Origin of the sequence: Mycobacterium sp., assembly GCF_039583785.1 — a bacterium.
Classification (GTDB): Bacteria; Actinomycetota; Actinomycetes; order Mycobacteriales; family Mycobacteriaceae; genus Mycobacterium.
Map to the genome: position 1 here is coordinate 1 of NZ_JAVKSG010000060.1, position 23,345 is coordinate 23,345.

The 23,345-nt window shown below is 64.8% G+C and carries 25 protein-coding genes and 2 pseudogenes; 16 read left to right on the forward strand and 11 right to left on the reverse strand.

All coding sequences use genetic code 11. The features are described 5' to 3' along the window. The coding region (locus tag ABDV69_RS16090; protein WP_343576140.1) for a redoxin domain-containing protein at positions 1–434 on the reverse strand (434 nt) is incomplete at its 3' end. A 105-nt stretch (positions 435–539) separates the two neighbouring features. On the opposite strand from ABDV69_RS16090, the gene ABDV69_RS16095 reads away from it, so the two are divergent. Genes ABDV69_RS16095 through ABDV69_RS16110 form a run of 4 tightly spaced genes read left to right on the forward strand, consistent with a single transcriptional unit; the run spans position 540 to position 3,637 of the window. Next, positions 540–1,475 carry a hydrogen peroxide-inducible genes activator gene (locus ABDV69_RS16095; RefSeq protein WP_343576142.1) on the forward strand — a complete coding sequence of 312 codons (936 nt, stop codon included), beginning with the start codon at positions 540–542 and terminating at the stop codon, positions 1,473–1,475. 52 nt (positions 1,476–1,527) lie between these two features. After that, positions 1,528–2,160 carry a PaaI family thioesterase gene (locus tag ABDV69_RS16100; protein ID WP_343576145.1) on the forward strand — a complete coding sequence of 211 codons (633 nt, stop codon included), beginning with the start codon at positions 1,528–1,530 and terminating at the stop codon, positions 2,158–2,160. 9 nt (positions 2,161–2,169) lie between these two features. Next, complete coding sequence (locus ABDV69_RS16105) at positions 2,170–2,868, forward strand: hypothetical protein (protein WP_343576147.1); 699 nt, start codon at positions 2,170–2,172, stop codon at positions 2,866–2,868. Between the two features lie 10 nt (positions 2,869–2,878). Next, on the forward strand, positions 2,879–3,637 hold the full coding sequence (locus tag ABDV69_RS16110; RefSeq protein ID WP_343576149.1) for an enoyl-CoA hydratase-related protein: 759 nt from the start codon (positions 2,879–2,881) through the stop codon (positions 3,635–3,637). A 4-nt stretch (positions 3,638–3,641) separates the two neighbouring features. On the opposite strand, the gene ABDV69_RS16115 is transcribed toward ABDV69_RS16110, so the two are convergent. Continuing rightward, complete coding sequence (locus ABDV69_RS16115) at positions 3,642–3,824, reverse strand: (2Fe-2S)-binding protein (RefSeq protein ID WP_343576151.1); 183 nt, start codon at positions 3,822–3,824, stop codon at positions 3,642–3,644. A 372-nt stretch (positions 3,825–4,196) separates the two neighbouring features. Here ABDV69_RS16115 and bfr point away from each other — a divergent pair, with 372 nt between their 5' ends. From bfr to ABDV69_RS16140, 5 genes and pseudogenes are all read left to right on the forward strand, one after another. Then, positions 4,197–4,694 (forward strand): bacterioferritin, encoded by a 498-nt coding sequence (bfr, locus tag ABDV69_RS16120; protein ID WP_343576153.1) that lies wholly within the window; start codon positions 4,197–4,199, stop codon positions 4,692–4,694. Positions 4,695–4,798: 104 nt separating this feature from the next. Beyond that, complete coding sequence (locus ABDV69_RS16125) at positions 4,799–5,293, forward strand: carboxymuconolactone decarboxylase family protein (RefSeq protein WP_343576154.1); 495 nt, start codon at positions 4,799–4,801, stop codon at positions 5,291–5,293. Between the two features lie 216 nt (positions 5,294–5,509). Next, positions 5,510–6,940: a PE-PPE domain-containing protein gene (locus ABDV69_RS16130; protein ID WP_343576155.1), complete on the forward strand. Its 1,431-nt coding sequence runs from the start codon at positions 5,510–5,512 to the stop codon at positions 6,938–6,940. A gap of 110 nt (positions 6,941–7,050) precedes the next feature. Next, a pseudogene (locus ABDV69_RS16135) lies at positions 7,051–7,168 on the forward strand (amidohydrolase); the annotation flags it as partial. Between the two features lie 61 nt (positions 7,169–7,229). Next, a pseudogene (locus ABDV69_RS16140) lies at positions 7,230–7,343 on the forward strand (glycerol acyltransferase); the annotation flags it as partial. Positions 7,344–7,367: 24 nt separating this feature from the next. On the opposite strand, the gene ABDV69_RS16145 reads toward ABDV69_RS16140, so the two are convergent. Together ABDV69_RS16145 and ABDV69_RS16150 are read right to left on the reverse strand one after the other, a co-directional pair. Beyond that, entirely contained in the window at positions 7,368–9,452 is a 2,085-nt protein-coding gene (locus tag ABDV69_RS16145; protein ID WP_343576157.1) for an alkaline phosphatase family protein, read from the reverse strand. Between the two features lie 316 nt (positions 9,453–9,768). Further along, entirely contained in the window at positions 9,769–10,212 is a 444-nt protein-coding gene (locus tag ABDV69_RS16150; RefSeq protein WP_343576159.1) for a nuclear transport factor 2 family protein, read from the reverse strand. Positions 10,213–10,340: 128 nt separating this feature from the next. Here ABDV69_RS16150 and ABDV69_RS16155 point away from each other — a divergent pair, with 128 nt between their 5' ends. Both ABDV69_RS16155 and ABDV69_RS16160 read left to right on the forward strand, forming a co-directional pair. Further along, positions 10,341–11,234: a dienelactone hydrolase family protein gene (locus ABDV69_RS16155; protein ID WP_343576161.1), complete on the forward strand. Its 894-nt coding sequence runs from the start codon at positions 10,341–10,343 to the stop codon at positions 11,232–11,234. Positions 11,235–11,249: 15 nt separating this feature from the next. Further along, positions 11,250–12,122: an acyl-CoA thioesterase domain-containing protein gene (locus ABDV69_RS16160; protein WP_343576162.1), complete on the forward strand. Its 873-nt coding sequence runs from the start codon at positions 11,250–11,252 to the stop codon at positions 12,120–12,122. Here ABDV69_RS16160 and ABDV69_RS16165 read toward each other — a convergent pair. Continuing rightward, positions 12,119–13,435, reverse strand: coding sequence for a cytochrome P450 (locus ABDV69_RS16165; protein WP_343576185.1), 1,317 nt, complete (start codon positions 13,433–13,435; stop codon positions 12,119–12,121). The genes ABDV69_RS16160 and ABDV69_RS16165 overlap by 4 nt on opposite strands. A 78-nt stretch (positions 13,436–13,513) precedes the next feature. Beyond that, positions 13,514–13,975 carry an SRPBCC family protein gene (locus ABDV69_RS16170; RefSeq protein ID WP_343576164.1) on the reverse strand — a complete coding sequence of 154 codons (462 nt, stop codon included), beginning with the start codon at positions 13,973–13,975 and terminating at the stop codon, positions 13,514–13,516. 288 nt (positions 13,976–14,263) lie between these two features. Between ABDV69_RS16170 and ABDV69_RS16175 the strand changes: the two genes are divergently transcribed. Continuing rightward, positions 14,264–14,686, forward strand: coding sequence for a hypothetical protein (locus ABDV69_RS16175; RefSeq protein ID WP_343576165.1), 423 nt, complete (start codon positions 14,264–14,266; stop codon positions 14,684–14,686). 8 nt (positions 14,687–14,694) lie between these two features. Here ABDV69_RS16175 and ABDV69_RS16180 read toward each other — a convergent pair whose 3' ends face one another. Beyond that, positions 14,695–15,675 carry an alpha/beta hydrolase family protein gene (locus ABDV69_RS16180; protein WP_343576166.1) on the reverse strand — a complete coding sequence of 327 codons (981 nt, stop codon included), beginning with the start codon at positions 15,673–15,675 and terminating at the stop codon, positions 14,695–14,697. 352 nt (positions 15,676–16,027) lie between these two features. Between ABDV69_RS16180 and ABDV69_RS16185 the strand changes: the two genes are divergently transcribed. Continuing rightward, on the forward strand, positions 16,028–17,200 hold the full coding sequence (locus tag ABDV69_RS16185) for a hypothetical protein (RefSeq protein WP_343576167.1): 1,173 nt from the start codon (positions 16,028–16,030) through the stop codon (positions 17,198–17,200). 51 nt (positions 17,201–17,251) lie between these two features. On the opposite strand, the gene ABDV69_RS16190 is transcribed toward ABDV69_RS16185, so the two are convergent. The 3 genes from ABDV69_RS16190 to ABDV69_RS16200 are packed head-to-tail and all read right to left on the reverse strand — an operon-like array spanning position 17,252 to position 20,094. Beyond that, positions 17,252–17,812, reverse strand: coding sequence for a YceI family protein (locus ABDV69_RS16190; protein WP_343576169.1), 561 nt, complete (start codon positions 17,810–17,812; stop codon positions 17,252–17,254). Beyond that, the gene (locus ABDV69_RS16195; RefSeq protein WP_343576172.1) at positions 17,809–18,822 is read right to left on the reverse strand and encodes an alcohol dehydrogenase catalytic domain-containing protein; all 1,014 of its coding nucleotides are present in this window, start codon (positions 18,820–18,822) and stop codon (positions 17,809–17,811) included. Before ABDV69_RS16195 ends, ABDV69_RS16190 begins: the two co-directional genes overlap by 4 nt. A 9-nt stretch (positions 18,823–18,831) precedes the next feature. After that, complete coding sequence (locus ABDV69_RS16200; RefSeq protein ID WP_343576174.1) at positions 18,832–20,094, reverse strand: cytochrome P450; 1,263 nt, start codon at positions 20,092–20,094, stop codon at positions 18,832–18,834. 367 nt (positions 20,095–20,461) lie between these two features. Here ABDV69_RS16200 and ABDV69_RS16205 point away from each other — a divergent pair, with 367 nt between their 5' ends. After that, positions 20,462–20,896, forward strand: coding sequence for a hypothetical protein (locus ABDV69_RS16205; protein ID WP_343576176.1), 435 nt, complete (start codon positions 20,462–20,464; stop codon positions 20,894–20,896). A gap of 20 nt (positions 20,897–20,916) precedes the next feature. Next, entirely contained in the window at positions 20,917–21,129 is a 213-nt protein-coding gene (locus ABDV69_RS16210; RefSeq protein WP_343576177.1) for a hypothetical protein, read from the forward strand. On the opposite strand, the gene ABDV69_RS16215 is transcribed toward ABDV69_RS16210, so the two are convergent. Continuing rightward, the gene (locus ABDV69_RS16215; protein WP_343576179.1) at positions 21,130–22,260 is read right to left on the reverse strand and encodes a nitronate monooxygenase family protein; all 1,131 of its coding nucleotides are present in this window, start codon (positions 22,258–22,260) and stop codon (positions 21,130–21,132) included. A gap of 184 nt (positions 22,261–22,444) precedes the next feature. On the opposite strand from ABDV69_RS16215, the gene ABDV69_RS16220 reads away from it, so the two are divergent. Then, on the forward strand, positions 22,445–23,182 hold the full coding sequence (locus tag ABDV69_RS16220) for a glucose 1-dehydrogenase (protein WP_343576182.1): 738 nt from the start codon (positions 22,445–22,447) through the stop codon (positions 23,180–23,182). Positions 23,183–23,345 lie beyond the last annotated feature (163 nt).

Below are 23,345 nucleotides of genomic sequence, written 5' to 3' on the forward strand. Positions count from 1 at the left end.
TGGATTTCGTTGTTCGGGTCGACGATATAGGTGACACGGTCGGCGACGCCGTCCTTGTTCAGCGCGCCGGTGGCCTCCACCAGCTCCCGCTTGAGGTCCGAAAGCATCGGGAACGGAAGCTTTTTCAGGTCGTCGTGCTGGGCACGCCACTGAAAGTGCACGAACTCGTTGTCGACGGAGACGCCGAGCACCTGGGTGTCGCGGTCGATGAACTCGTCGTTGAGCTTGCCGAAGGCAGCGATTTCGGTGGGGCACACGAAGGTGAAGTCTTTCGGCCAGAAAAACACCACCCGCCACTTGCCCGCGAAGTCGTCGCTGGAGATGGTGGTGAAGTAGTCCTCGGGCTGCTGGGCATCGACCTTGGAGAGGTCACCACCGATCAACGCCGTCAGCTCATAGGCCGGGAACTGGTCGCCGATAGTCAGCAATGCCATGTCGCTCCTTTACTCAAATTGGATTTAGTCAAGATCTTCGTCACCACCATCCTGCCCGAACCGCACTTTCAATGAAAGGTGATATTTCCCACTATACTGATAGGTATGACCGATAAGAGTTATCAGCCGACGATCGCTGGGCTCCGGGCGTTCGTCGCGGTCGCGGAGAAGCGGCATTTCGGTAGTGCGGCAAAGACTCTCGGTGTCAGTCAGTCGACCCTGTCGCAGGCGCTGTCGGCATTGGAGGCCGGCCTCGAAGTGCAGTTGGTCGAGCGGTCCACCCGCCGGGTGTTCCTGACGACGGAAGGCAGCGCGCTGCTGCTGCGGGCCCAGGCGGTGATCGAGGCGGCGACGGCCTTCACCGCGGCGGCCGCGGGGTCCGCCGACCCACTGCAGGGCACCATCCGGCTGGGCCTGATCCCGACGGTGGCGCCCTACGTCTTGCCGACGTTGCTTGCCGGGCTGAACGATCGACTGCCCGGATTGGCCCTGCGGGTGATCGAAGACCAGACCCAACGGCTGCTGACCGGGTTGCGCGAGGGGTCGGTGGAGGCCGCGTTGATCGCACTGCCGTCCGGTACCGGCGGCATAGCCGAAATCCCGATCTATGACGAAGATTTCGTGCTGGTGCTGCCATCCGGCCATCCGCTGGCGGGAAAGAAACGGGTGCCCCCGACCGCGCTTGCCGAGCTGCCGTTGCTGCTCCTCGACGAAGGGCATTGCCTGCGCGATCAAGCGCTCGAGGTCTGCCGCAAAGCGGGCGTGCGCGCCGAGTTGCCCAACACCCGGGCAGCGTCACTGGCAACGGCGGTGCAGTGTGTCGCCGGCGGGCTGGGCGTGACGTTGATTCCGCAGAGCGCGGTGCCGGTCGAAACCGTCCGCAGCCGTCTGGGTCTGGCGTACTTCACCGCGCCCCGGCCCGGCCGCCGAATCGGCTTGGTGTTTCGCGCGTCCAGCGGACGTGAAGGGCCCTACCGGCGGCTTGCCGGTTTGATCGGCGAACTGCTCGCCGCCGACCAGCTGGTACGCCCGGTCAAGTAGCCATGACCACCCCACTACCGCGGCCGAAGTGAACGTGTTCTAGTTTCGCTTGATGTTGGACTTCACCCTCGAGGACCTCAGCGCCGAGGACGTCGAACGGCTACGGCTGGTCTACCAGCCGCTGGCCGAGTCGGTCCGGGCATTGGTCGACGCGACGATCAGGACCGAGGTGGACGCCGACACCGTCGCGGCAGCCAGGGCCGAGATCGATTCGGCCACAGCCCGTTTGCGCCACAAACAGACCGACGGAAGCTTCGGTGTGCGCTATCTGGCCAGCGGTGAGCGGATGGCCTGGGGCAACGCCGTCATCGGGATCCGCAATCCGCTCGCACCCCCGGTGCAGATCCATCGTGACGATTCCGGCACATCGGCGTGCGACATCCATCTGGGCGCCGCATACGAAGGACCGCCCGGCCACGTCCACGGCGGCGTCGCGGCGCTGGTGCTCGATCACCTGCTCGGGGAGGCCGCCAGCGACGGCATCAATCCACGCCTGACCGGCACCATCACCTTCCGCTACGTGCGGGCCACCCGACTTGGGGACCTGCGCGCCGAAGCCCGGATCACCCACACCGAGGGGGTGAAGACCTATGCCGTCGGCCATCTCGCCGACGCCGAGGGCGTCACCGTCGAGGCCGAAGGCGTATTCATTAATCCGCGCTGGGCGCGGGAAACCGCAGAATAGGTTTCGACCGTGGAGAAGGTGGTGGCGGTCCTGCGGGCCGCAGATCGTGACGAAGAGTGGTGCCGACGGCAGCGAACCTCGGTCGCCGAGGCCATCCTGGCGCTCGGCGTCGACGGGCTGAGCGTCAACGTCCGTGACGCGGCGGTGAGTCATTCGATGATGACTCTGACGACGCTCGATCCACCGGCTGCCGCCGTGGTGAGCATGTGGGCTCGGCAGTGCTACGGGGACCAGATCGCCGAGTCGCTGAGCCTGCTGGTAGCCGAATGCGACCACCTGGCGGCCTATCTGGTCACCGAATCGAACCCGCTGCTGGCGCCACTCGAACTAGGCTTGCGCACAACAGGGTTGGCGAACATCGCGCTCTTGCGCCGCCCGGCCGGTCTGGATTATCCGACCTGGCTGCAGCGCTGGCAGCACGATCACACGCCGGTGGCGATCGAGACGCAATCCACCTTCGGCTACACCCAGAACGCGGTCGTACGTGCGCTGACACCCGACGCGCCGCAACTGGCTGCCATCGTCGAGGAGCTGTTCCCGATCGAGGCCGTCACCGACCTGCGGGCTTTCTTCGGCGCGGCCGACGACGCCGACCTGCAGCAGCGGCTGGCCCGGATGGTGGCCAGCACATCGGCGTTCGGCGCCAACGAGAACATCGACACCGTGCCGACCAGTCGCTACGTGCTCACAACACCCTTCAACACGTAGGGAGACGCCGGTGATACTCCACGTCGAGGACGAGAACCGGGTCCGCACCCTCACGCTGAACCGGCCCGACGCGCTCAACGCCTTCAACGAAGCTCTCTACCAAGCCACCGCCGAGACCCTCCTGCAGGCAGCCGAGGATCCCGACGTCGCCGTCGTCCTGTTGACCGGGGCCGGACGCGCGTTCAGCGCGGGCAATGACCTCAAGGAGATGCAGGCCCGCATCACCGATCCCGCGATGGCCGAACAGGGCTCGCATTTCACCACGATGATCGACGCCCTGACCCGGTTTCCCAAGCCGCTGATCTGCGCGGTGAACGGCGTCGGCGTCGGCATCGGCACCACCATTCTGGGTTATGCGGATTTGGCGTTCATGTCGTCAACGGCACGGCTGAAGTGCCCCTTCACCAGCCTGGGCGTCGCGCCCGAGGCGGCATCGTCGTTTTTGCTGCCGCAGCTGATCGGCCGGCAGAACGCCGCGTGGCTGCTGATGTCGTCGGAGTGGGTGAGCGCGCCGGAGGCCCTGGCGATGGGCATGGTCTGGAGGGTCTGTGCGCCCGATGAGTTGCTCGCCGAGGCCCGCAGGCACGCCGAAATTCTGGCCGCGCGGTCGATTCCGAGCTTGATCGCAGTCAAGCAATCGATGGTCAAACCCACCCTGCCTGACATCGCGGCGGCGACTGAGTGCGAAAATGCCTATTTTGCAGAGCTTTTGGGCGGTCAAGTTAACGCGGCGGCGCTGGCGGATTTCACCACCGAGCGGGGGAGTTGAGGACTCAGGTGCCGGTGGGCTGCAACTGCGCAGCCGCCTCGATGATCGCCCGCACGGTGCGCCGGCAGCGGCCGCAGTCCAAACCCGCCCCGCATCGCGCTGCGACCTCTTTGGAGGTGCACGCACCTCCGGCGACCGCATCAGAAACCGTCTGGCTGGTGACGCCCTCGCACAGGCACACGTACATCAGCGCACCTCCAGACTCTCCGACAACCGAATAGACCGCATATTAGTGGAGTCTAACCTAACAAGGTTCGTCAAGGCTAACCTAACTTTGGTGCCGGCATCGCCACCAATGCCCGGCTTGTCGGCGTGGGCCTCTCAGCGCGGTGGGCACCGAATCGCTCGAGGCGTTGAACGTCGCGCCGGGGTGTCGGGCAATTGTCTGCTCAGCGCAAGCCCAATAGCGCCAAACAAATCGGGCGCGCTTTGCCCGGACAAAGGTTAGCATTAGTTAGGAAATGCTGACCTGAGTGAGTATTACCTTCGGTGACAAGGGATTTGGCCTGCGATAGCCTAACAAAGTCATGCACTACGACGACCTATACGAGGAGTGAAGATGGAAGGCGATCCCGACGTCTTGCGCTTACTAAATGAACAATTGACCAGTGAGTTGACTGCGATCAACCAGTATTTCTTGCACTCCAAAATGCAAGAAAATTGGGGATTTACCGAGCTGGCGGGCCACACCCGCGCCGAGTCGTTCGACGAGATGCGGCACGCCGAAGCGATCACCGACCGCATCCTGCTGCTCGACGGGCTGCCGAACTTCCAGCGCCTGTTCTCGTTGCGCGTCGGTCAGACGCTGCGCGAGCAGTTCGAATCCGACCTGGCGATCGAATACGAGGTGCTCAACCGCCTCAAGCCCGGCGTCATCATGTGCCGCGAGAAGCACGACTCGACCAGCGCCGCCCTGCTCGAAGGGATCATCGCCGACGAGGAAAACCACGCCGACTACCTGGAGACACAGTTGCAGCTGATGGACAAACTCGGCGAAGAGCTGTACTCGGCGCAGTGCGTCTCGCGTCCGCCGACGACGGGCCAAACCGGCGGCTGAGTGGGCAGAGCTGCTGCGTATGGCCGGAGCGGCGACGACACAGCCCTACCAGAGCATCGTCGTCGCCGCTCTGCCGATCGGCCCTCCGGGCGTAGCATCCAGCCATGAGCCGAATCGGAACCTTCCCGGATGACGACCTCGCCGGCTGGATCCTGAAGTCACCCGAACTGGGCGGCGCGATCGGAGCGTTCAGCGACGCGGTCTACAACCGAAGCCGGTTGCCGATGCGGACCCGGGAACTGGCCCGGATGGTCATCGCGCACAGCAACGAATGCGAAGTGTGCGTCAACACCCGCGACGGCGACGGAATCGCCAACGGAGTCGACGAGAACCTCTACGAGCACGCCGACCAGTGGCGCACCTGGCCCGGCTACAGCGACCAAGAGCGCCTCGCCGCCGAGTTCGCCTACCGCTTCGCCACCGAGCACACGGTGCTGCGTGACGACGCGGATTTCTGGGCCCGGTGCAGCGAACACTTCTCCGAGGAGTTGCTCACCGACCTGGCGCTCTCATGTGCGCTGTGGGTGGGGATGGGACGCGTCCTGCGCACGCTGGACATCGCCCAGTCCTGCAAGCTCACGCTGCCCAGCCGGGTATGACGGGCCGAGTTCGGTAGCCCGCAGCCGACTTCCGTCAGCCGGCAGATGACGACAACATCGGCCGCGACTTTGAGTCCGCACGGCTATCAAATAGTGCATAGAAGCTTTTCGTGCTCACCTAGAGCTGCTTAACCTTTCCTGTGTTCTACTTACGATGGACTCAGGGTGTGTGACGTCACATGTAAAAATTCATCGGCTGTGATCGGGGAGGTCGCAATGTCAGGCGGTCGGTTTGCCTACCTGACCGCCGGTGTCGCCATCGCGGGCACCGGCCTGGTCGCCATGCCGCTGATGTCGCCGCCGGCGCCGGCGGTCCAGACCCACGCGGTGCGGCTCACCAGCGGTGACACCGCCGATACCCCGCTCGGAGACGGCACCGCGCTGATCGTGGGCCCCAGCTTCATCTCGACGCCCAGCCCCACCTACGCGGATTTCTTCGACACGTTGTACCTGGCGCCGCGCGGCTTTACCGGCACGACGCACATCCTGACCACGCCCGAAGGGCTCTACCCGTTCAGCGGCCCCTTCACCGAGACGTTGGACCCGTCGCTGGCCCAGGGCGCGCAGATTGAGGACACCGCGATCCACAGCCTCATCGCCGGCGGGCAGGTGGACGCCGCGAACCCCGTCGTCGTCACCGGGTACTCCCAGAGTTCGATCATCGCGTCGCAACTCATGCCGCAGCTCGCGAGCCAAGGTGTGCCCAGTGATGACGTGCACTTCGTGCTGGTCGGCGATGAAAGTGCCCCCAACGGGGGCATGCTGGAACGCTTCGACCTACCGGCCGGTACGCAGCCGACCATCCCCAGCCTGGGCCTGACGTTCAGCGGCGCGGAAGCATCCGACCTGTATCCGACCGACGTTTACACCAACGAATACGACGGCTTCGCGGACTTCCCGCAGTACCCGATCGACCCGCTGTCTGATCTCAACGCCCTGTTGGGTATCGCTATTTACCACCTCGGCTACCTGGGTCTCACGCCCGAGCAGATCGCCGACGCCATTGCACTGCCGACGTCGGCGGCCGACACCTTGACCAACTACTACCTGATTCCCGAGGGTCTGCCGCTGCTGGATCCGTTGCAGTTGATCCCGTTCATCGGCAATCCCCTCTACGACCTGCTGGCACCCGACATGTCGGTACTGGTCAACCTGGGCTACGGCGACGTTGCCGACAACTACCTGGGCGGTTTTAGCCAGGGGTATGCCGACGTGCCCACGACGCTGGGGTTCCTGCCGAGCGACAACGTCCTCGAGCAGGTCCCGCAAGCTCTGTTCAACGGACTGCAGCAAGGGATCACCGATGCGTTCAAAGATTTGGTCAGCCCGAGCAACTACACGTACACGTTGCCATCCTGGGCCGAGGATCTCCTGCAGGCGTTGAAAATTGTCCCCGGTACGACGTTTACCGGCGTGGTACCCACCACCCCGCAGGACCTTTTCGACACCTTCCCACCCCACACCGGCATCCCGCCGCTCGATGTGGCCAGCGCGTTATTGGTCACTCTGCCCGAATACGATTACCACGTCTTCGCCTCCGAACTCGCGGCCGGCAACCCCGTTGACGCTGTCGGTGTTCCGCTCGCCGCCGACCTGGGAATAGTGCCGCTCGCGCTACTGGGAGCACTGATCCCGGTGCCCCTGTAGTGGGTTCGCTCGTCGATGCCACGGTCGTGCAGTCCGGCGTTTCGAGCACGACCACTACGCCCATCCCGACCGGGAGCAACTGGCCGACAATTCCGGATGGGCTGGCGCGGATGAGGGTGTCGGCGCTGGCCGAGCACATCGCCGCCGTGCGACTGGTCGACCAGACACATGCACGGCTGCTGGCTGACGGCGGGAGACCGGCAGCGGTTCTCGAACGCCCTACGTGACGTTGGCCCGTGAAGTCGGGCCCCGATTGTGCTGGCGGCCAGTGCTGGCGGCCAGGGCCGACGGCCAGGGGGCCGCGTTGTTCCTGTCCCGCGGGCAGTGGCTGGCCACGGTTCTGATGGCCGATAAGTCGTTGCGGCTCAGAAGTATTCCGATTTCGCTGGCGCTTGGCTGGGGCCAGCTTTCACGGCGGTGTCGACAATTATTTCCAGAAAGCATTCATGGGTGGGGCGTACATGTCGTTGGCGGTGAGCGGGGCCAGAGTTCCTGGTGTAGAACGCAGGGCGTCTTCAATAGTGGCCATCAGGCTGTACTGGTTGTAGTAGTCGTTGGTGGTGAAGTGGCCGGATTCCATCCCCCCATCCGTCACGGCGCCCCCGTTCGGGATGACGATCATCGGAACGTTGTTGCCTTCGTTGCCGAAGCCCAGTGACAGGTTGTTGTTGTCCTCGTCGAACGTGACGATGATCGCGTCCTTCTGCGTCGGGTCATTCCACGTTGCCGAGTGTTCAATCGTGGACACCTCTTGCTGCACGAACTGGTCGCCGGCCGCGACGTTGTACTGATGGTTCGTGAGCTCGCTGGTAACGAACTGGGCAAAGCCAGAGGGAGTGTCGATAGGGCCTTCCATGTTGTTGGCCTCGTTGGCAGCGATCCAGGTGAAGTCCGGGAAGGTGCTCGGGTCCTGGAGATTGGTGGACAAATCCGTCAGCGGAAGCAGGTGCTGCTGCAGGTAGGCGGGGGTGTTGTCGTAGACGTAGCCGAATTGCGCAAAGGGTAATTGGTCGACGGCGTAGTTACCCGACGAGGTGATGTCACCGGGGTAGGGCATGCTCTGTGCATAGCCGGCCCACGATACGCCCGCCTGATCCATTTCTTGCATGAGGCTGGGCGCGCTAATCGAATTCGAGGCAGGGTTGGAGTCGATGCCGAAGTCCGATCCGCCCATGATCCGGATGTAGTTTGGGTTGCTGGGGTGGCCCAGCGCGTAGTAGTTGTCCGCATATCCGTTGGTGTTGATCAGGCTGTTGATGTACGGCGCGTTGGGGCTGCCGACGATGTCGTTCACGCCCTTGTTCTCCATGTAGATCAGGAACACGTGATTCAGGTGGCCGACATCGGACGTCGGTGGGGTGAGCGGCGCCGGGGTGAGGCTCGGATCGCCGACGGTGAACGACTCGTTGGCGGCGTAGGCGCCGTTGTAGTCGCCGAGGTACTGGTTTTTGTCGACGAAGGTGTCGGTCACCGTCGCGGAGGTGGCGCCCTCCGGGACCGTCCCGGTGATGTCGCGCGGCTGGAACCCGCTGAAGCCCAGACGATCCCACACAGTGACCGGATTAAGCGATCCGGTGCCCACAACGGCCCCATCGGCGTTGTGGAAGGTGACCTGCACGTCGGTGTAGGACGGGTTCCACGTTTGGCCGCCGAGATCTGCACTCAGCTCGTACGGCGTTCCACCCGCGCCTGCAACGTTGACGGTTTGGCTGATGCTGGACGTGGCCACGGGTCCGCCTCCGGCGAAATTGTCGGCGCCCGAAGGCGTGCCCGGGGGTGCCTCCGGAAAGCCGAACAACCCCGTCGCGCCCGGGAACGAAAACGAGAACGGCGACGGATAATTGACCGGGGTGCCGTATGCGATCACGGTCGGGGTTCCGGTCTCCGTCCAGCCCGGAATTGTCACACCGCTGTAGCCCGACCCGGACGGGTCGGCCGCTTCGAAGTTAGGGTCGACCAGCAGGTTTTGACTCATCAGTTGCGCACTCCCAGCGGCAGCGGCGGCACAGCTCAGGCCGCAACCATTGCCCACCAACCCCGGATCCACCTTTTCGGCGAAGCTGTTGAGCGCGTTATCGATTTGGGTCCCAAAGGGACTGGTGACCCAATCCTGCTCCAGGCTTTGCGTGAAGTTGCTCCACAAGTTAGCCCCCGCAGCACCGGGAACCGACATCGCAGCGCCGGTGTCGGGAACCACGCTGTTGCCGGTCCCCAACACCGAGCCCACGCTGGAAAAGTCCGCTGCCAGACTGTTGTCCCACGACGTGGTGAAATCTCCCACCAGCGTGCTCACATTCGCACCCAGCACCGGATCAACACTCGACAACGCGTTGATGATCGGCTCGACGATCGCATCGAACCCATCGGCATGCGCGGGCGGTGCGGCGGCCAACGGAGTCGAGCCGAACACCAAAAACACACCCGCACCGCTACTCAGACCGACCGCCCAACGGCGGCGGTCCTTAGCAGTGCGCGCCTGCCGATTGCGCTTACTGCGGTTGTGACGGGCCATGATCGGCCTCCTGCGCGCGAGCCCCCAGATGCCCCCTCAGGTCTCGTTAAGGTATTACTTAACCGGGCCTGAGGGGAAGAAAAGGGCAAAATTCTATGAGGGAATTTTCACGGCCCGCCCGTACCGCTGTTCACAGAGTTTTCACCCAGGCTGACGTAAGGCTCGTTGCGCGGTGGCGGGGTTTCGTTTCCACTTTCGTTGTCAGCGCCCTACCGGTGTCTTCAAGGCATTCCAGGTGGCCGCCCGAGACTCGACACCTCGTAGACCGGGTGCCTGAGACCCATGCGCCACCGTTTTCGAGAACCGCGCGGCCCTGTCAGGCTCTGCCGCTGGCATCAAAAACCCAGCTAGTGTCCGCTTTCGCGAGGGTGTCAAGCCAATCTGAGGGTGCTTGGCGCACAAGCGAGTTGAAGTCCCAGTAGTCCTTCCACAGCGTGATCTTGCCGGCTTGGACGCGATGCACTGAAACAAATTGCAGCACAGCGGTTTCCCCGCTTGTCCAAGTCCACGTCTCGGAATGCTCGTACATCGCGTCGAAGCCGTTGGACACCAGTACACCGTCGTGATTCTGGTAGTCGGCGAGCGGTTCCAGACCGACCTTGAGCCGCTTCACGATGTCGTCGGGTCCTCGGGCGGCCAGCGTCGGTCCGACCGGCATGTCGACGTAGATGCAATCCGCGGACAGAAATGTCTTGACGCCTTCCCAGTCCCGACCGGACAGGGCTTTCCAGAGTCCGAACACCGCGTCGTCTACCGGCATGGGCCAAGGCTACTTGCAAACCCCGGTGACATCTGCTGATCCCGGTGGCCGACCCGGACAAGTTCGACTGAGCCAGTGCGGCAGCGCCCTCGGGGCACAACAACCGTTTGTGGCGCATACTCGCCCTAATGACTTCGTTAAGCCAATACATCGCCGAAGAGATCGCCACCGACCACGTCGAAGGGTTGCTGACCAGACGAGAAGCCATGCGGCGGCTCGCTCTGCTGGGGTTGGGCAGCGGTGCCGCGGCCGCGTTGATCGCGGCGTGCGGTAACGACGAGACCCGCCCGCTGCACTCGAGTTCGGCCGAGGGAGTGGAGCCACCCGGCGCCAAGCGGGCGCTGCCCACCGAGCCGATCAGCTGGGCCGGTCCGCGCGGAGAACTGCAGGGCGCGTGGGCGCAGGCGCACAACGCGCGTCGTGGGGTGCTGGTCATCCACGAGAACAAGGGGCTCACCAACTGGGTGCACTCGGTGGCCGAGCGTTTCGCCGGTGCCGGTTATTCGGCGTTGGCCATCGACCTGTTGTCCGAAGAAGGTGGCACGGGGCAATTCACCGACCCCGCCAAAGCCACCGCCGCGCTCGCCGCCGCTGGCCAGGACCGGTTCATCGCGGACCTGAATTCCGGCCTCACCGAACTGCAGAACCGGGTGCCCGGCGGCAAACTCGCGATGGTCGGCTTCTGCTTCGGCGGTGGTCTGGTCTGGCAACTGCTGGCGTCGCACAACGTGCGGTTGTCGGCAGCGGTGCCGTTCTACGGCCCACTGCCCGACAATCCGGACTTCAGCGGCGACAAGGCGACTGCGGTGCTGGCGTTCTACGGGGCGCTGGACAAGCGGGTGACGGACTCGGAGCCGGCGGCCAAGGCGGCACTCGAGCGCGCCGGGCTGATTCACGACATCGTGATCGAACCCGACGCCGAACACGCGTTTTTCAACGACGACGGGCCGCGCTACAACGCCGCCGCGGCCGAGGACGCCTGGCGGCGCACCCTGGAATGGTTTGGCCGCTACCTGTCTTAGCGGCATGATGCGAGCGTGACCTCTCCGCCACCAGCCATCACGCTTGCCCAAGTCCTCGAAAGCCTCGAACTCGAACAGGTCAACGCGGACTTCTTCGTCGGCAAGCAGATCGACGAAATCGCCCATCACATCTCCGGCGGGTACATCGCCGCGCAGGCATTGATGGCGGCGAGTCGAACCGTTACCGACCGGCTGCCGCACAGCATGCACATGTATTTCCTGCGCGCCGGCGACGCCCGGCGACCGGTGGACTTCGAGGTCACCGCGCTGCATGACGGTGGCACCTTCTCGGCCCGGCGCGTGACCGCCCGACAGTTCGGCTCGGTGCTGCTGGAGGGCGTCGCGTCGTTCAGCAAGACCGTCGAAAGCACTGTTTACCAGCAACGTCCACCGGATCTTCCCGATCCTGACTCGGTGCCGAGCTTCGCCGAGCAGCACAGCGACCATGCCGACGAACGCAATGGCTGGTGGGTGCGCGACCAACCCATCGATTACCGATATGTGGACCCGTCGGCCAGGCTCGCGGCCGACATCGCCGAGCCGCCGCCGGCCGGCATCCGGATGTGGTGGCGCCCCAACGGGATTGCCCCGGCCGATCCGGTAGTCGCTGACTGCCTCACCGCCTTCGTTGCGGGGCGCACGCTGCTCGAGTCGGCGATGATCGCGCGTCGCACGACTCCGCTGGGGCCGGGATTCTCGGCACTGATGGATCTGGCGATGTGGTTCCATCACCCGCCGAACCTGTCGGATTGGCTTCTCTACGAACAGCATTCACCCAGCGGCATTGGCGGTCGGGGACTGGCGCAGGGCACCATGTTCAACCACACCGGCGAACTGGTGTGCACCATGACCCTGGAGTGCTACTTCGGCGGTAAGTCGAGCGCCTAACGGGTAGCCATCGACCTGGCCGGGCCCAGCGCCACCGGCAGCGTGCACCATCCATGCAGAACCCGGGTGTCGCGACGACTGCCGTCGCCGGCGGAGCGCACCTCGGGGAAGCGATCGAACAACGCCCGCAGTCCCACTTCGCCTTCGGCGCGCGCCAACGCCGCACCCAGGCAAAAGTGCCTGCCACCGGAGAAGGCCAAGTGTTTGCCGGCGTTCCCGCGTTCGATGTCGAAGGTGTTTGGGTCGGCGAAAACGGTCGGGTCGCGGTTGGCCGCGGCCACATAGACCACCACCAGCTCGCCCTGACTGACCGGCCGGCCCGCGATCTCGGTGTCGTTCAGCGCGATTCGCGCGGTGAGCTGAACCGGCGACTCCAGTCGCAGGATCTCCTCGACGGCGTTCGGCCACAACTCGGGCCGCTGACGGAGCGTGCGTAGGTGCTCAGGGTTGTCCAGCAGCATCCGGATCCCGTTACCCAGCAGGTTCACCGTCGTCTCGAACCCGGCAGCCAGCACCAGGCCGGCGATCGCACGGAGCTCGTCGTGGTCGAGATACGTTTCCGGTGAACCACTTTCGGCTTTGCGAATCAACTGGCTCATCAGGTCGTCACCCGGACTGCGCCGCAACGCGTCCAGATGGGTGTCCAGCCAGGAGTTGAATCCGACCAGTCCGCGCTGGACCCGTCGATATTGCGGCCAGGGGAGCCCGAAATCCAGGCTGGGCGCCGCGAGTTCACCGAACTCGAGAATGCGCTGCCGATCGCCGTGGGGAACGCCCAGGATGTCGCTGATGATCGCGACGGGAAGCTGCGAGCAGTACCGGTCGACGATGTCGACCACACCCGGTTCTCGGGACAACTCGTCTAGCAATGCCTGCGCGGTCTGCTCGACCCCGTCCCGCAGCGCGCCGACCGCCCGGTGGGTAAACACCGACGACACCGTCTTGCGGTACCGGGTGTGGTCCGGCGGCTCGACGGCGAGCAGGGAGGGCGGACGCAGCGGATGCAGCAGATCGTCGCGGGTCCGCAGTTCCAACCACCGCAGAGGCGCCGGCAGGTTCGACCCGATCGACAGCACCCGGAAGTCGTCGGATCGCAGCAATTCGTGACCGATCGGGTGATCCGCGGTGATGTAGCCGATGCGGGATCGCACCAGCGGACCGCGGGCCCGGACCTCCTCGTAGAACGGCTCCGGGTTCGCCTTGACCGAGGAGTCGGAGATCAACCGGGCCTGCAGGTCACCGCGCCGGGCGCCGATTGCGGCACCACCGCGAACGAAACCGTGCAATGCCAGCCAGTGCAGTCTCTGCTTCAGGGCGATCGCCACAGTGAAAGCCTCCACTTCGTCGCGCAGTGCTGCCCAAAGCCTACGGACTCAAACGGAGACCGGGCGTCAGCCGAGTTCCTCTGCCACATGCTTGATCCGGTGCAACGTCTTGGTCATGTCCCGGACGTTGCGTCGCTGCCTCATCCATCCGCCGAACAGCCAGTAGTAGACGCCGACCAAAGGCGAGGAGGCCATCCGGAATGACTCGGTCACGTCGGTCCCGGCGCCGGACGGCGCCAGCCGGTAGTGCCAGTTGTTGACGGCGCGGTTGCCGACCATGACCTCGAAACCGAACTCCGTGCCGGGCTCGCAAGCGGTGATGCGGCAGACCGTCCAGTACACCGGGCCGATCTCGTTGCGCTTGACATGCCCGCGGAATCGCGCACCCAGCGCGGGTCCGGTGGCACCGTCGAGCCACTCGGCTTCGAACACTTCGGGGGAGTAGCGGCCAATGCCGTGGATGTCGGTGATCAGATCCCAGATCTGGTCCGCCGGTGCCGCCATGTGAACTGTCGCCGAACCCTGCATGGGCTCATCCAAGCATGCCCGTCGGGGACCGGCGCGTGGAAATGCCGTTGTTCGCCATTTCCGACCGGCGCGGCGAATCACCGCGGGCCGGATATCCGCAATGGCGCTGGTGTAAACGAATTGCGCCAGCCGCCCCAATCTTGTCCCGACGATGGATCCGCGCTAGCGTCTGAGCGTTTCGAAGTCTTCACAATGACTGTTCAGACGGAGTGATCATCATCAGGCGACAGCGGACCGGATGACGGCGAAGCGCCCGTCATTGTCAGCTTGGTCGAGGCGGCGATGCAGATGTTTTCCGCAGCGATCAACGCCCTGCCCGACACCAGCGATCCGGAATTCTCCGGCCGCGTGAACGTCATCCTGTCCGGTCTACGCAAGCTGCAGACGGCACTGACCACGGCCGCGACTCGCGGTCGCGCGACTCCGTCGGTCATCGTGTCGCTCAGCGGCGTTCGGACGCGCTACGACGACCTGATGGCGATGGCATCCGAGGCGCCCGGCGCGACCTTGGGCCAGCAGCTCTATGTGGTCCGACGACGACTCACCGTCGAATCTGCGCTCACCTGGCGATCGATCGGCTGGATGTCACGACGTGACCGATCACCGCGGCGCGAAGGCGGAATGGATCGCCATCACCGACCGCCTGCGCTGATCGGGGTGGGACGAAAAACTGCGCTCGACGGATGTACCGCCAAGCGCAGTTTTGCGTGAACGAGACTTCAGCTGGCGTGTGCGCCCAGCGACCTCTGCAGGTCGGGCTTCATCGCGTTCAGCTGGGCGCCCCAGTACTCCCAGCTGTGAGTGCCATAGGGCGGGAAATTGAAGACCGCGTTGTGGCCGCCTGCGGCGTTGTACGCCTCCTCGAACTTCTTGTTGCCGCCAATCATGAAGTTGCTCTCCAGGAAGGTAGCGGGCAAGTTGGCACCACCCAGTTCGTTCGGGGTTCCGTTGCCGCAGTACACCCACAGGCGGGTGTTGTTGGCGACGAGTTTGTCCACGTTGACGGTGGGATCGTTGCGCTGCCATGCCGGGTCGTTGTCCGGCCCCCACATGTCTTCTTTCTTGTAGCCACCGGCGTCACCCATCGCCAGGCCGATCGGGCCCTGCCCGGTGGATGGACTGAGGTAGCCGGACAGCGAACCGGCATAGATGAACTGAGCGGGGTGATAAATCGCCATGTTCATCGCCGAGGACCCAGCCATCGAAATGCCGACCGCGGCGCTGCCGGTCGACTTCACACTTTTCTCCGACGCCAGAAACCCGGGAAGCTCGCTGGTCAGGAAGGTTTCCCAGTTGTAGGTCGAGCAGCCGGATTTGCCGCAGGCCGGCTTGTACCAGTTGGTGTAGAAGCTGGACTGCCCACCCACCGGCATGACAATCGACAGCCCGGACTGGTAGTACCACTCGAAGGCGGGGGTGTTGATGTCCCAGCCGTTGTAGTCGTCCTGGGCGCGCAGGCCGTCCAGTAGATACACCGCCGGCGAGCCGTTACCACCGCTCTGGAACTCGACTTTGATGCTGCGACCCATCGACGCCGACGGCACCTGCAGGTACTCGACAGGAAGCCCGGGTCGGGAGAAGGCGTTGGCCGTCGGCGGCTCGCCGACGAGGCCCATCAGACCCGGTAGTGCGGCGGCAGTAACCGCGGCGACCGTCAGTCGCCGCGCCCACCCACGCATCTTGTCGCTTACACATGCCATATCAAGCCCCTTGTCGACGGCGTTATGCACTACCGGAAACCTACCGTGCAGTTGACCATATGTCGATGAAGACGCATAACTGTCACGGTTTCATAGCAACCACTGTTACGCGTACGGAACCTATGCTAGAGAGGCTTATTGACGGCCCATGGCAACACTCTACGGCCACCCACAACTGCGCACCTGTCGATCCCCGGGTCGCGTTTTGTCGCGATGAACGCGTAGGGTGACCCAGGATAAGACCGACGAGACCACGCCGTCCCGGTCCTTCCGCCGCCCGCGAAACGACGCGTCAACTGGCATGTTAGCCGGGTGCGGCGCACGGGCATTGGGCCGCGATTGAGGTGCAGATTTGGAAACGGTACTTGGGCTGTCGCTGACATCGACGTCAGTCGGCTGGGTCTTGGTGGAGGGCCGCGACGCGGACGGCGCTATCCTCGATCACGACGACTTTGACGTCCATCCCACCGTCGGAGTGCAGGCGGTTTACACCTCTGAGCAGGCAAGCGCCGCGGTGCGTGACGTGCAAGCCGCCGCCCGACTCGATCAACGCCTGCACGTCGTCGGTGTCACCTGGAGCGACGAATCCGCCGCTGAAGCGGCGCTGCTGGTCGAATCGCTCACCGACGCCGGATTCGACAACATCGTTCCGGTCCGGTTGCACGACGCCTGCGACATGCTGGCCCGCGCCATTGCACCTGTCGTCGGCTACGACCAGGCGGCGGTATGCGTGCTGGACGGCGACTCCACGATCGTCGTGATGGTCGACGCGCAAGACGGCGCACAGCAGACCGCCATCAAGCAATTGTCCGGTGGCCCTGGGCATCTGGTGCACTGGCTGACCGCACTCTTCGACCGGAGCTCCTGGCAGCCCGGCGGCATCGTCGTTGTCGGCGCCCCCGACGACGTCGCTGCGCTGTCTGCGCGGCTGACGACGCTGCCGGTCCCGGTCATCACCCAAGCCAGCGCGGAGTTGGCCTTGGCTCGGGGAGCCGCCCTTGCGTCGGCGCACAGCACTGAATTCACCGACGCCGCGATGCTCGAGACCGTGAACAATTGGCGGCAGGAGCACAACGCCCGGCCGCGTTCGTCGGCGGGCGCGGCGATGATCCTGGCCGCCGGCGCGGTGGCGTTTGTGGCGTCGCTGTCGCTCGCGCTCGGTCCGCATCTGGTGCCCAACCACGCGCCCGACCCGGTTCGGCCGTTCGCGCACCGGGCCGCCCAGACGCACATCGCCGAGGTGCCACCACCGGCCGCGGTCACACCACCCGCTCGTCCGGCGCCGAAGCCCCCGCCGGAACAAGAGCCGGTGGTCGAGCAGCACGCGGTCGAGCAGCAGGCGGTCGTCGCACAGGCACCCGTCGAGCTGCCCGCCGTTGCACCGGTTGCGCCGCCCGCGCCGCCGCCTCCGGACGAGCCACCGCCCAACCCGCACCCGCTGCTCACCAAGTTGCTGCAACGCCTGCACGGGCAAGACCCGGACCAGCCGCCGCCTCCTCCTCCGCCAGGGGCGCCGACGCCGTAGTCGCACAAACCCTGCATGCCAAGTTGATCGCGGCCGCCGGCGGCTCCTCGGTCAGGATTGTTTGGCGCGCTTCGCGCTGAATGCCACCACGACGTCGTCGGCGACTTTCAGCGAGCCCAGCAGCTGCGAATACGGCTTGATACCGAAATCTGACTGCCGGACCGTGGTCTCGCTGGACAACCACCAATTATCGCCCTGATCGTCGGTGCGCAGATCGACGATCTGCGGTCGGGAGGTGTCGTGGATGGTCAATGTCCCGGTCAACCGGTAGCCGTCGTCAGTCTTTTCAATGTCGTTGGAGACAAAAGCGATTCGTGGATAGCGCTTGGCGGCCAGCGATCGCAACGCATTGCTGCGCACCAGGATCTTCTCGGGCGGGGACAGCGGAGTGAGGCCGCCCTGACCGCGCACGACTTCCAGTGAGCCAGTATCCACCGTCAATTCCGCGGCCACCGGCTTGTCCTGATCCCACCGCGTGGTGGCTCGCCAACGTCGCATCACCAGGGTCAGCCGATGTCCCATCGCCGCGGCCGGGCCGGCGACACCGGTGCGAATCAGCACGTCACCGTCGGAGCCGTCGAGGCTCCATTCGGCTGCGTCGTTGTGGGTCACACCGTCAGCACAGTTCGGTAGCGAGCCCGGCCCTGTTCCAGCGCGGCATAGCCGTCGGCGGCCTGCGCCAGCGGCAGCTCCTCGATCCACGCGCGCACTCCGGTCTGCACCGCGAACTGCATCGTGTCTTCGATCTCGCTGGCTGTGCCGGAGGGGTGGCCGACGATGCTCAGACCCGGGGTGATCAGCTGCAAAGGGCTGATCGGCAGCGGCTCGGGGGTGACACCGATGGTGAGGAGCTCGCCTTTGGGAAGCAAGCCGCCGACGGTCGCGGCCATCGCCTCCGACGCCCCTGCGGTGCCCAACACGACAGCAACCCCGCCGAGGTCGTTCAAGGCGTCGGCAACGTCGCCGTCGGTCGCGTCGATGTAGTGGTGCGCGCCGAGCTTGAGCGCATCCTCTTTCTTGGCGGTCCCGCGGTTGATCGCGATGGTCTCGAAACCCATGGCGCGGGCGAACTGGATTCCCAGGTGACCGAGCCCGCCGACACCGAGGATCGCCACCCGGTCGCCGGGCAGCGCCCTGGTGTGCCGCAGTGCGTTGTAGGTCGTCACACCCGCGCAGCCCATCGGGGCGGCGTCGGCGTCGGAGAGTTCCGCGGGGATCCGCGCCAGCGCGGTGGCCGGTACCGTGGCCGATTCCGCGTAGCCGCCCGGATAGTGCCAGCTCGGAACTTTGCCGTTCACGCAGTGGATGAACTGGCCCTTGCGGCACTGTGCGCAGTGGTTGCAGTTACCGCCGAACCAGCCGACGGCAACACGGTCACCGACTTCGAATTCCTTGACACCCGGCCCGATGTCGGCAATCGTGCCGGCGATTTCGTGGCCCAGGGTGAGCGGCCAGGACAGGCCCGGAAAATCGCCGGCGACGAAGTGCGCGTCGGTGCCGCAGATGCCGCAGGCCGCGACACTGATCCGCACCTCGCCGCGCTCCGGTGGCCTAGTCTCGACTTCGGCGAGCTCCAGCGGCCCGCCCGCAGACTTCACGTGAACTGCTTTATGTGACGGCATAGCCGTAGCCTAATGCGCGACAGGGCATTTCGCCGAGGCATCGCTGTGGTAATCGACCTGCCAGTGTTTGATGCCGTTGAGCCAGCCGGAGCGCAGGCGTTCGGGGGTTCCGACCGACTCCAGATCGGGCATGGCGTCGGCGATCGCGTTGAACATCAGGTCGATCGTCATGCGCGCCAGGTTGGCCCCGATGCAATAGTGCGCGCCGGTACCGCCGAATCCGACGTGCGGGTTGGGGTCACGCATGATGTTGAAGGCGAACGGGTCTTCGAACACCTCCTCGTCGAAATTGGCTGAGCGGTAGACCATTAGGACGCGTTGGCCCTTCTTGATCTGCACGCCGGACAGCTCGTAGTCCTGCAGCGCGGTCCGTTGGAAAGACGTCACCGGGGTCGCCCACCGGACGATCTCGTCGGCTGTGGTGGCGGGGCGCTCTTTCTTGTAGAGCTGCCACTGGCCGGGGAAGTCGGTGAAGGCCATCATGCCCTGGGTGATCGAGTTGCGGGTCGTCTCGTTACCGGCGACCGAGAGCAGGATGACGAAGAATCCGAATTCGTCGTCGGAGAGTTTATGGCCGTCGACGTCGGCCTCGATCAACTTGGTCACGATGTCCTCGCCGGGGTTGACAGCCCGGTCGGCGGCCATCTGCATGGCATACATGATCAATTGGATCGAGGCGTCGATGGCGTCGTTGCCGGCGAACTCCGGATCCTGGTCACCCACCATCTGGTTGGACCAGTGGAACAATTTCATCCGGTCCTCCTGCGGCACACCCAACAGGCCGGCAATGGCTTGCAGCGGAAGCTCGCAGGACACTTGCTCGACGAAGTCGCCGGATCCGTGCGCCGCCGCGGTTTCCACGATCTGTCGGGCCCGCTCCCGGAGGTCGTCGCGAAGACGCTCCACGGCGCGCGGCGTGAAGCCACGCGAGATGATCTTGCGCAGATGAGTGTGTTGTGGTGCATCCATGTTCAGCAGGACGAACTTGCCACGCTCGATCTGCTCGCCGACCGTGCCGTCTTTGTAGCGCGGCAACGCGGTCTTCTGCAGGCTGGAGAACACATCGCTGCGCCGCGAAATCTCTTTGACGTCGCGGTGTTTGGACACCACCCAAAAACCGCCGTCGTCGAACCCGCCCGCGCCCACGGGCTGCTCGTTCCACCAGATCGGCGCTGTGCGCCGCAGCTCGGCGAGTTCTTCCACCGGTAGTCGCTCGGCGTGGACGTCAGGATCGGTGAAATCGAATCCGGATGGAAGATTCGGAGTCGGCATCGGTGGCACCCCTAGGAAACGGCTTGATTATGACGCGTTCTGGCTCAGTAAAGCACCGCGACACCCCAGATGGAACGTGTCTGGGGGATTGCCCGACGAGAGATTGAAACGTGTTCTCGCGGCCCGCCCTGAGGGGTTTTTGCGGGGCAAGCGACTGCTTTCCGGCGACGGTTCCGCCCGCACACGTGAGCCAGTCCGAACGACGATGACCATTACCGGCGTCTGATCTGCACCTACCGGCCCGCCGGTGGCTGACAGTGCTTCGCATGCGGCCGCGCAAAACGGCCTCGTGGCACCGGGGGTACTGACTATGCTTGCCTGACCGGGCTGCGGAAGGGCCCTGTTCACGCAACACCGAAGGTGGGTCATGATTCGCGAACTGCTCATCGCCATGGCGATCACCGGTGCCGCTGTCGGCCTAGCCCCGGCTGCCGTCGCCGATCCCGGCCATTACGACGGCGACGTGCCGGGGATGAAATACGACGCGTCAATCGGGGCGCCGTGTGACAACTACGAGCGGTTCATCTTCGGGCGCGGGCCCGGCGGCCAGGCCGAAGCGTGCCACTTCATCATCAACCAGTTCCCGGCCGCACAATCAGGGTTCTGGGTGATGAGTTATCCGCTGCACGGGGTGCAGCAGGTCGGCGCCAAGTGCGACAACCCGCGCGGGTCGTCGGCTCAGTCACCCGACGGGCTGCCGATGATGTGCACCGAACACGGCTGGCAGGTTGGACAGCTGACCGGCGGCGGATTCCCGCGGCCCGGCGGGGGTTTCCCGTCCGACACCGGTATCACCGGCTAAACACCACACGGGAGACTGCTATGGGCTTCAAGCCGAAAGACGCGATCGACGCCGCCCGCGACATTGCGACCAACGCCGTCGAGAGGTCGGCGGACATCGTCGAGAACGTCGGCCACATCATCAAGGGCGACATCGCCGGTGGCACCGGCGACATCGTGCACAACTCGATCGACATCGCCAGCTACGCGGTGGAGCGGACCAAAGAGGTCTTCGCCGGCGACACCGAGGAGTAATTAGACGGAGGCGGCTTCGTTGAGCTCGTCGAGCTTATTGGTCGCTTCCAGGTACTCCTGCACCCAGCGCTGCATGACGGTCGACGTCTTCTCGACCTTGGTGAACTGCCCGACCACCTGACCGACCGGGTTGAACGCCACGTCGACGGATTCGTTGGGGTAGCGGTTGGTGGCCCGCACCGCCATCCCGGAAACCATGTATTGCAACGGCATTCCGAGCGGCTTCGGGTTGTCCGGCTCCTCCCATGCCTCGGTCCAGTCGTTGCGCAGCATCCGGGCCGGCTTGCCGGTGAACGAACGGCTGCGCACGGTGTCGCGACTGCCGGCTTTCACGTAGGCCTGCTGCTGAACCGGGGTGTTCGAGGACTCCTCGACCATCAGCCACTGCGACCCGGTCCACGCACCCTGGCAGCCCAGGGCCAGCGCCGCGGCGATCTGCTGACCGCTGCCGATACCGCCCGCGCCGAGCACGGGCACCGGCGCGACCTCCTTGACGACCTGCGGCCACAACACAATTGAGCCCACCTCGCCGCAGTGGCCGCCGGCCTCACCGCCTTGGGCGATGATGATGTCGACACCGGCGTCGGCGTGTTTACGGGCCTGCGAGGGCGAGCCGCACAGCGCCGCGACCTTGAGTCCGGCGTCGTGAATGCGGGCGATCATGTCCGGCGGTGGGGTGCCGAGCGCGTTCGCGATCATCTTCACCTTGGGATGCTTCAGCGCCACCTCGACCTGGGGCGTGGCGGTCGCCTCGGTCCAGCCCAGCAGCTGCAGGCTGTCGCCGTCGCTGTCCTCGATCGGCACACCGTGGTCGGCGAGGATCTTCTTGCCGAAGTCCAGATGGTCCTGCGGGACCATCTTGCGCAGCGACTCGGCCAGATCCTCGGCGGACAGGTGCGAGTCCATGCCCTCGTACTTGTTCGGGATCACGATGTCGACGCCGTAGGGGTGGTCGCCGATGTTCTCGTCGATCCAGGTGAGCTCGATCTCGAGTTGTTCGGGGGTGAAGCCGACCGCCCCCAGCACACCGAAACCACCGGCCTTGCTCACCGCGACGACGACATCGCGACAATGCGTGAACGCGAAGATCGGAAACTCGATGCCGAGTTCGTCGCAGACGGGAGTGTGCATGGGAAGATCCTTACCTTGTTGCTTACCACGGCGTACGAACTGGAACGTGTTCTAGTTTAATACCGATCGGCTGCGCTGTAACCACCGGGTGAAAGCGAGCACTCACCGCCCCGCGCAGCCCCTGCCTGCGCCTGCGGTGGAAGAAGTTCTAACGCGATATCGGCCTGCTGTAGCGTGACGCGGCATGGGACGAGTGGACGGAAAAGTTGCAGTGATCAGCGGCGGCGCTCGGGGGATGGGCGCTGCTCACGCCAGGGCTCTGGTCGCTGAGGGCGCCAAGGTCGTGATCGGCGACATTCTCGACGACGAGGGCAAAGCGCTCGCGACCGAGATCGGCGACGCCGCGCGCTACGTGCACCTCGATGTCACCCAGCCGTCTGAGTGGGAGGCCGCGGTGGCCACCGCGGTCAACGACTTCGGCAAGCTCAACGTGCTGGTCAACAACGCCGGCATCGTGGCGCTGGGTCTGCTCGGCCAGTTCAACGTGGACAAGTGGAACAACGTCATCGACGTCAACCTGAACGGCACGTTCCACGGCATCCAGGCCGCGGTCGAGCCGATGAAGGCCGCCGGCGGCGGCTCGATCATCAACGTCTCGTCGATCGAAGGTCTTCGCGGCGCGGTCATGGTGCACCCGTACGTGGCCTCCAAGTGGGCGGTACGCGGGCTGACGAAATCGGCGTCACTGGAGTTGGCGTCGGACAACATCCGGGTGAACTCGATCCACCCCGGCTTCATCCGCACCCCGATGACTAAGCACTTCCCGGACGACATGGTCACCGTCCCGCTCGGCCGCCCCGGGGTGTCCGACGAGGTCGCCACCTTCGTGGTGTTCCTGGCCAGCGACGAATCCTCGTACGCCACCGGCGCCGAGTTCGTGATGGACGGCGGTCTGGTCAACGACGTCCCGCACAAGTTCTAACGGGGCTTTGCCCCAGCCCGACGAGGCATGTCGCTGGTCGCCGTTGGTTTGGGGGGCTCCGGTCGGCGGGTGAAGACCGTGACGGATGGACCGGCACGGTGTATGAACCGTCATAACGGTTGGTTGGCCAACTGGCCGTCCCATCTCCGTCCGGAGCCCGTTA

Coding starts and splice junctions, on each gene's coding strand:
- ABDV69_RS16215 (WP_343576179.1), bottom strand. CDS start 22,260: ATGCACACTCCCGTCTGCGACGAACTCGGCATCGAGTTTCCGATCTTC.
- ABDV69_RS16125 (WP_343576154.1), top strand. CDS start 4,799: ATGAGCCGAATCGGAACCTTCCCGGATGACGACCTCGCCGGCTGGATC.
- ABDV69_RS16100 (WP_343576145.1), top strand. CDS start 1,528: ATGTTGGACTTCACCCTCGAGGACCTCAGCGCCGAGGACGTCGAACGG.
- ABDV69_RS16220 (WP_343576182.1), top strand. CDS start 22,445: ATGGGACGAGTGGACGGAAAAGTTGCAGTGATCAGCGGCGGCGCTCGG.
- ABDV69_RS16195 (WP_343576172.1), bottom strand. CDS start 18,822: ATGCCGTCACATAAAGCAGTTCACGTGAAGTCTGCGGGCGGGCCGCTG.
- ABDV69_RS16155 (WP_343576161.1), top strand. CDS start 10,341: ATGACTTCGTTAAGCCAATACATCGCCGAAGAGATCGCCACCGACCAC.
- ABDV69_RS16175 (WP_343576165.1), top strand. CDS start 14,264: ATGTTTTCCGCAGCGATCAACGCCCTGCCCGACACCAGCGATCCGGAA.
- ABDV69_RS16210 (WP_343576177.1), top strand. CDS start 20,917: ATGGGCTTCAAGCCGAAAGACGCGATCGACGCCGCCCGCGACATTGCG.
- ABDV69_RS16150 (WP_343576159.1), bottom strand. CDS start 10,212: ATGCCGGTAGACGACGCGGTGTTCGGACTCTGGAAAGCCCTGTCCGGT.
- ABDV69_RS16200 (WP_343576174.1), bottom strand. CDS start 20,094: ATGCCGACTCCGAATCTTCCATCCGGATTCGATTTCACCGATCCTGAC.
- ABDV69_RS16115 (WP_343576151.1), bottom strand. CDS start 3,824: ATGTACGTGTGCCTGTGCGAGGGCGTCACCAGCCAGACGGTTTCTGAT.
- ABDV69_RS16205 (WP_343576176.1), top strand. CDS start 20,462: ATGATTCGCGAACTGCTCATCGCCATGGCGATCACCGGTGCCGCTGTC.
- ABDV69_RS16145 (WP_343576157.1), bottom strand. CDS start 9,452: ATGGCCCGTCACAACCGCAGTAAGCGCAATCGGCAGGCGCGCACTGCT.
- ABDV69_RS16130 (WP_343576155.1), top strand. CDS start 5,510: ATGTCAGGCGGTCGGTTTGCCTACCTGACCGCCGGTGTCGCCATCGCG.
- ABDV69_RS16095 (WP_343576142.1), top strand. CDS start 540: ATGACCGATAAGAGTTATCAGCCGACGATCGCTGGGCTCCGGGCGTTC.
- ABDV69_RS16170 (WP_343576164.1), bottom strand. CDS start 13,975: ATGCAGGGTTCGGCGACAGTTCACATGGCGGCACCGGCGGACCAGATC.
- bfr (WP_343576153.1), top strand. CDS start 4,197: ATGGAAGGCGATCCCGACGTCTTGCGCTTACTAAATGAACAATTGACC.
- ABDV69_RS16180 (WP_343576166.1), bottom strand. CDS start 15,675: ATGGCATGTGTAAGCGACAAGATGCGTGGGTGGGCGCGGCGACTGACG.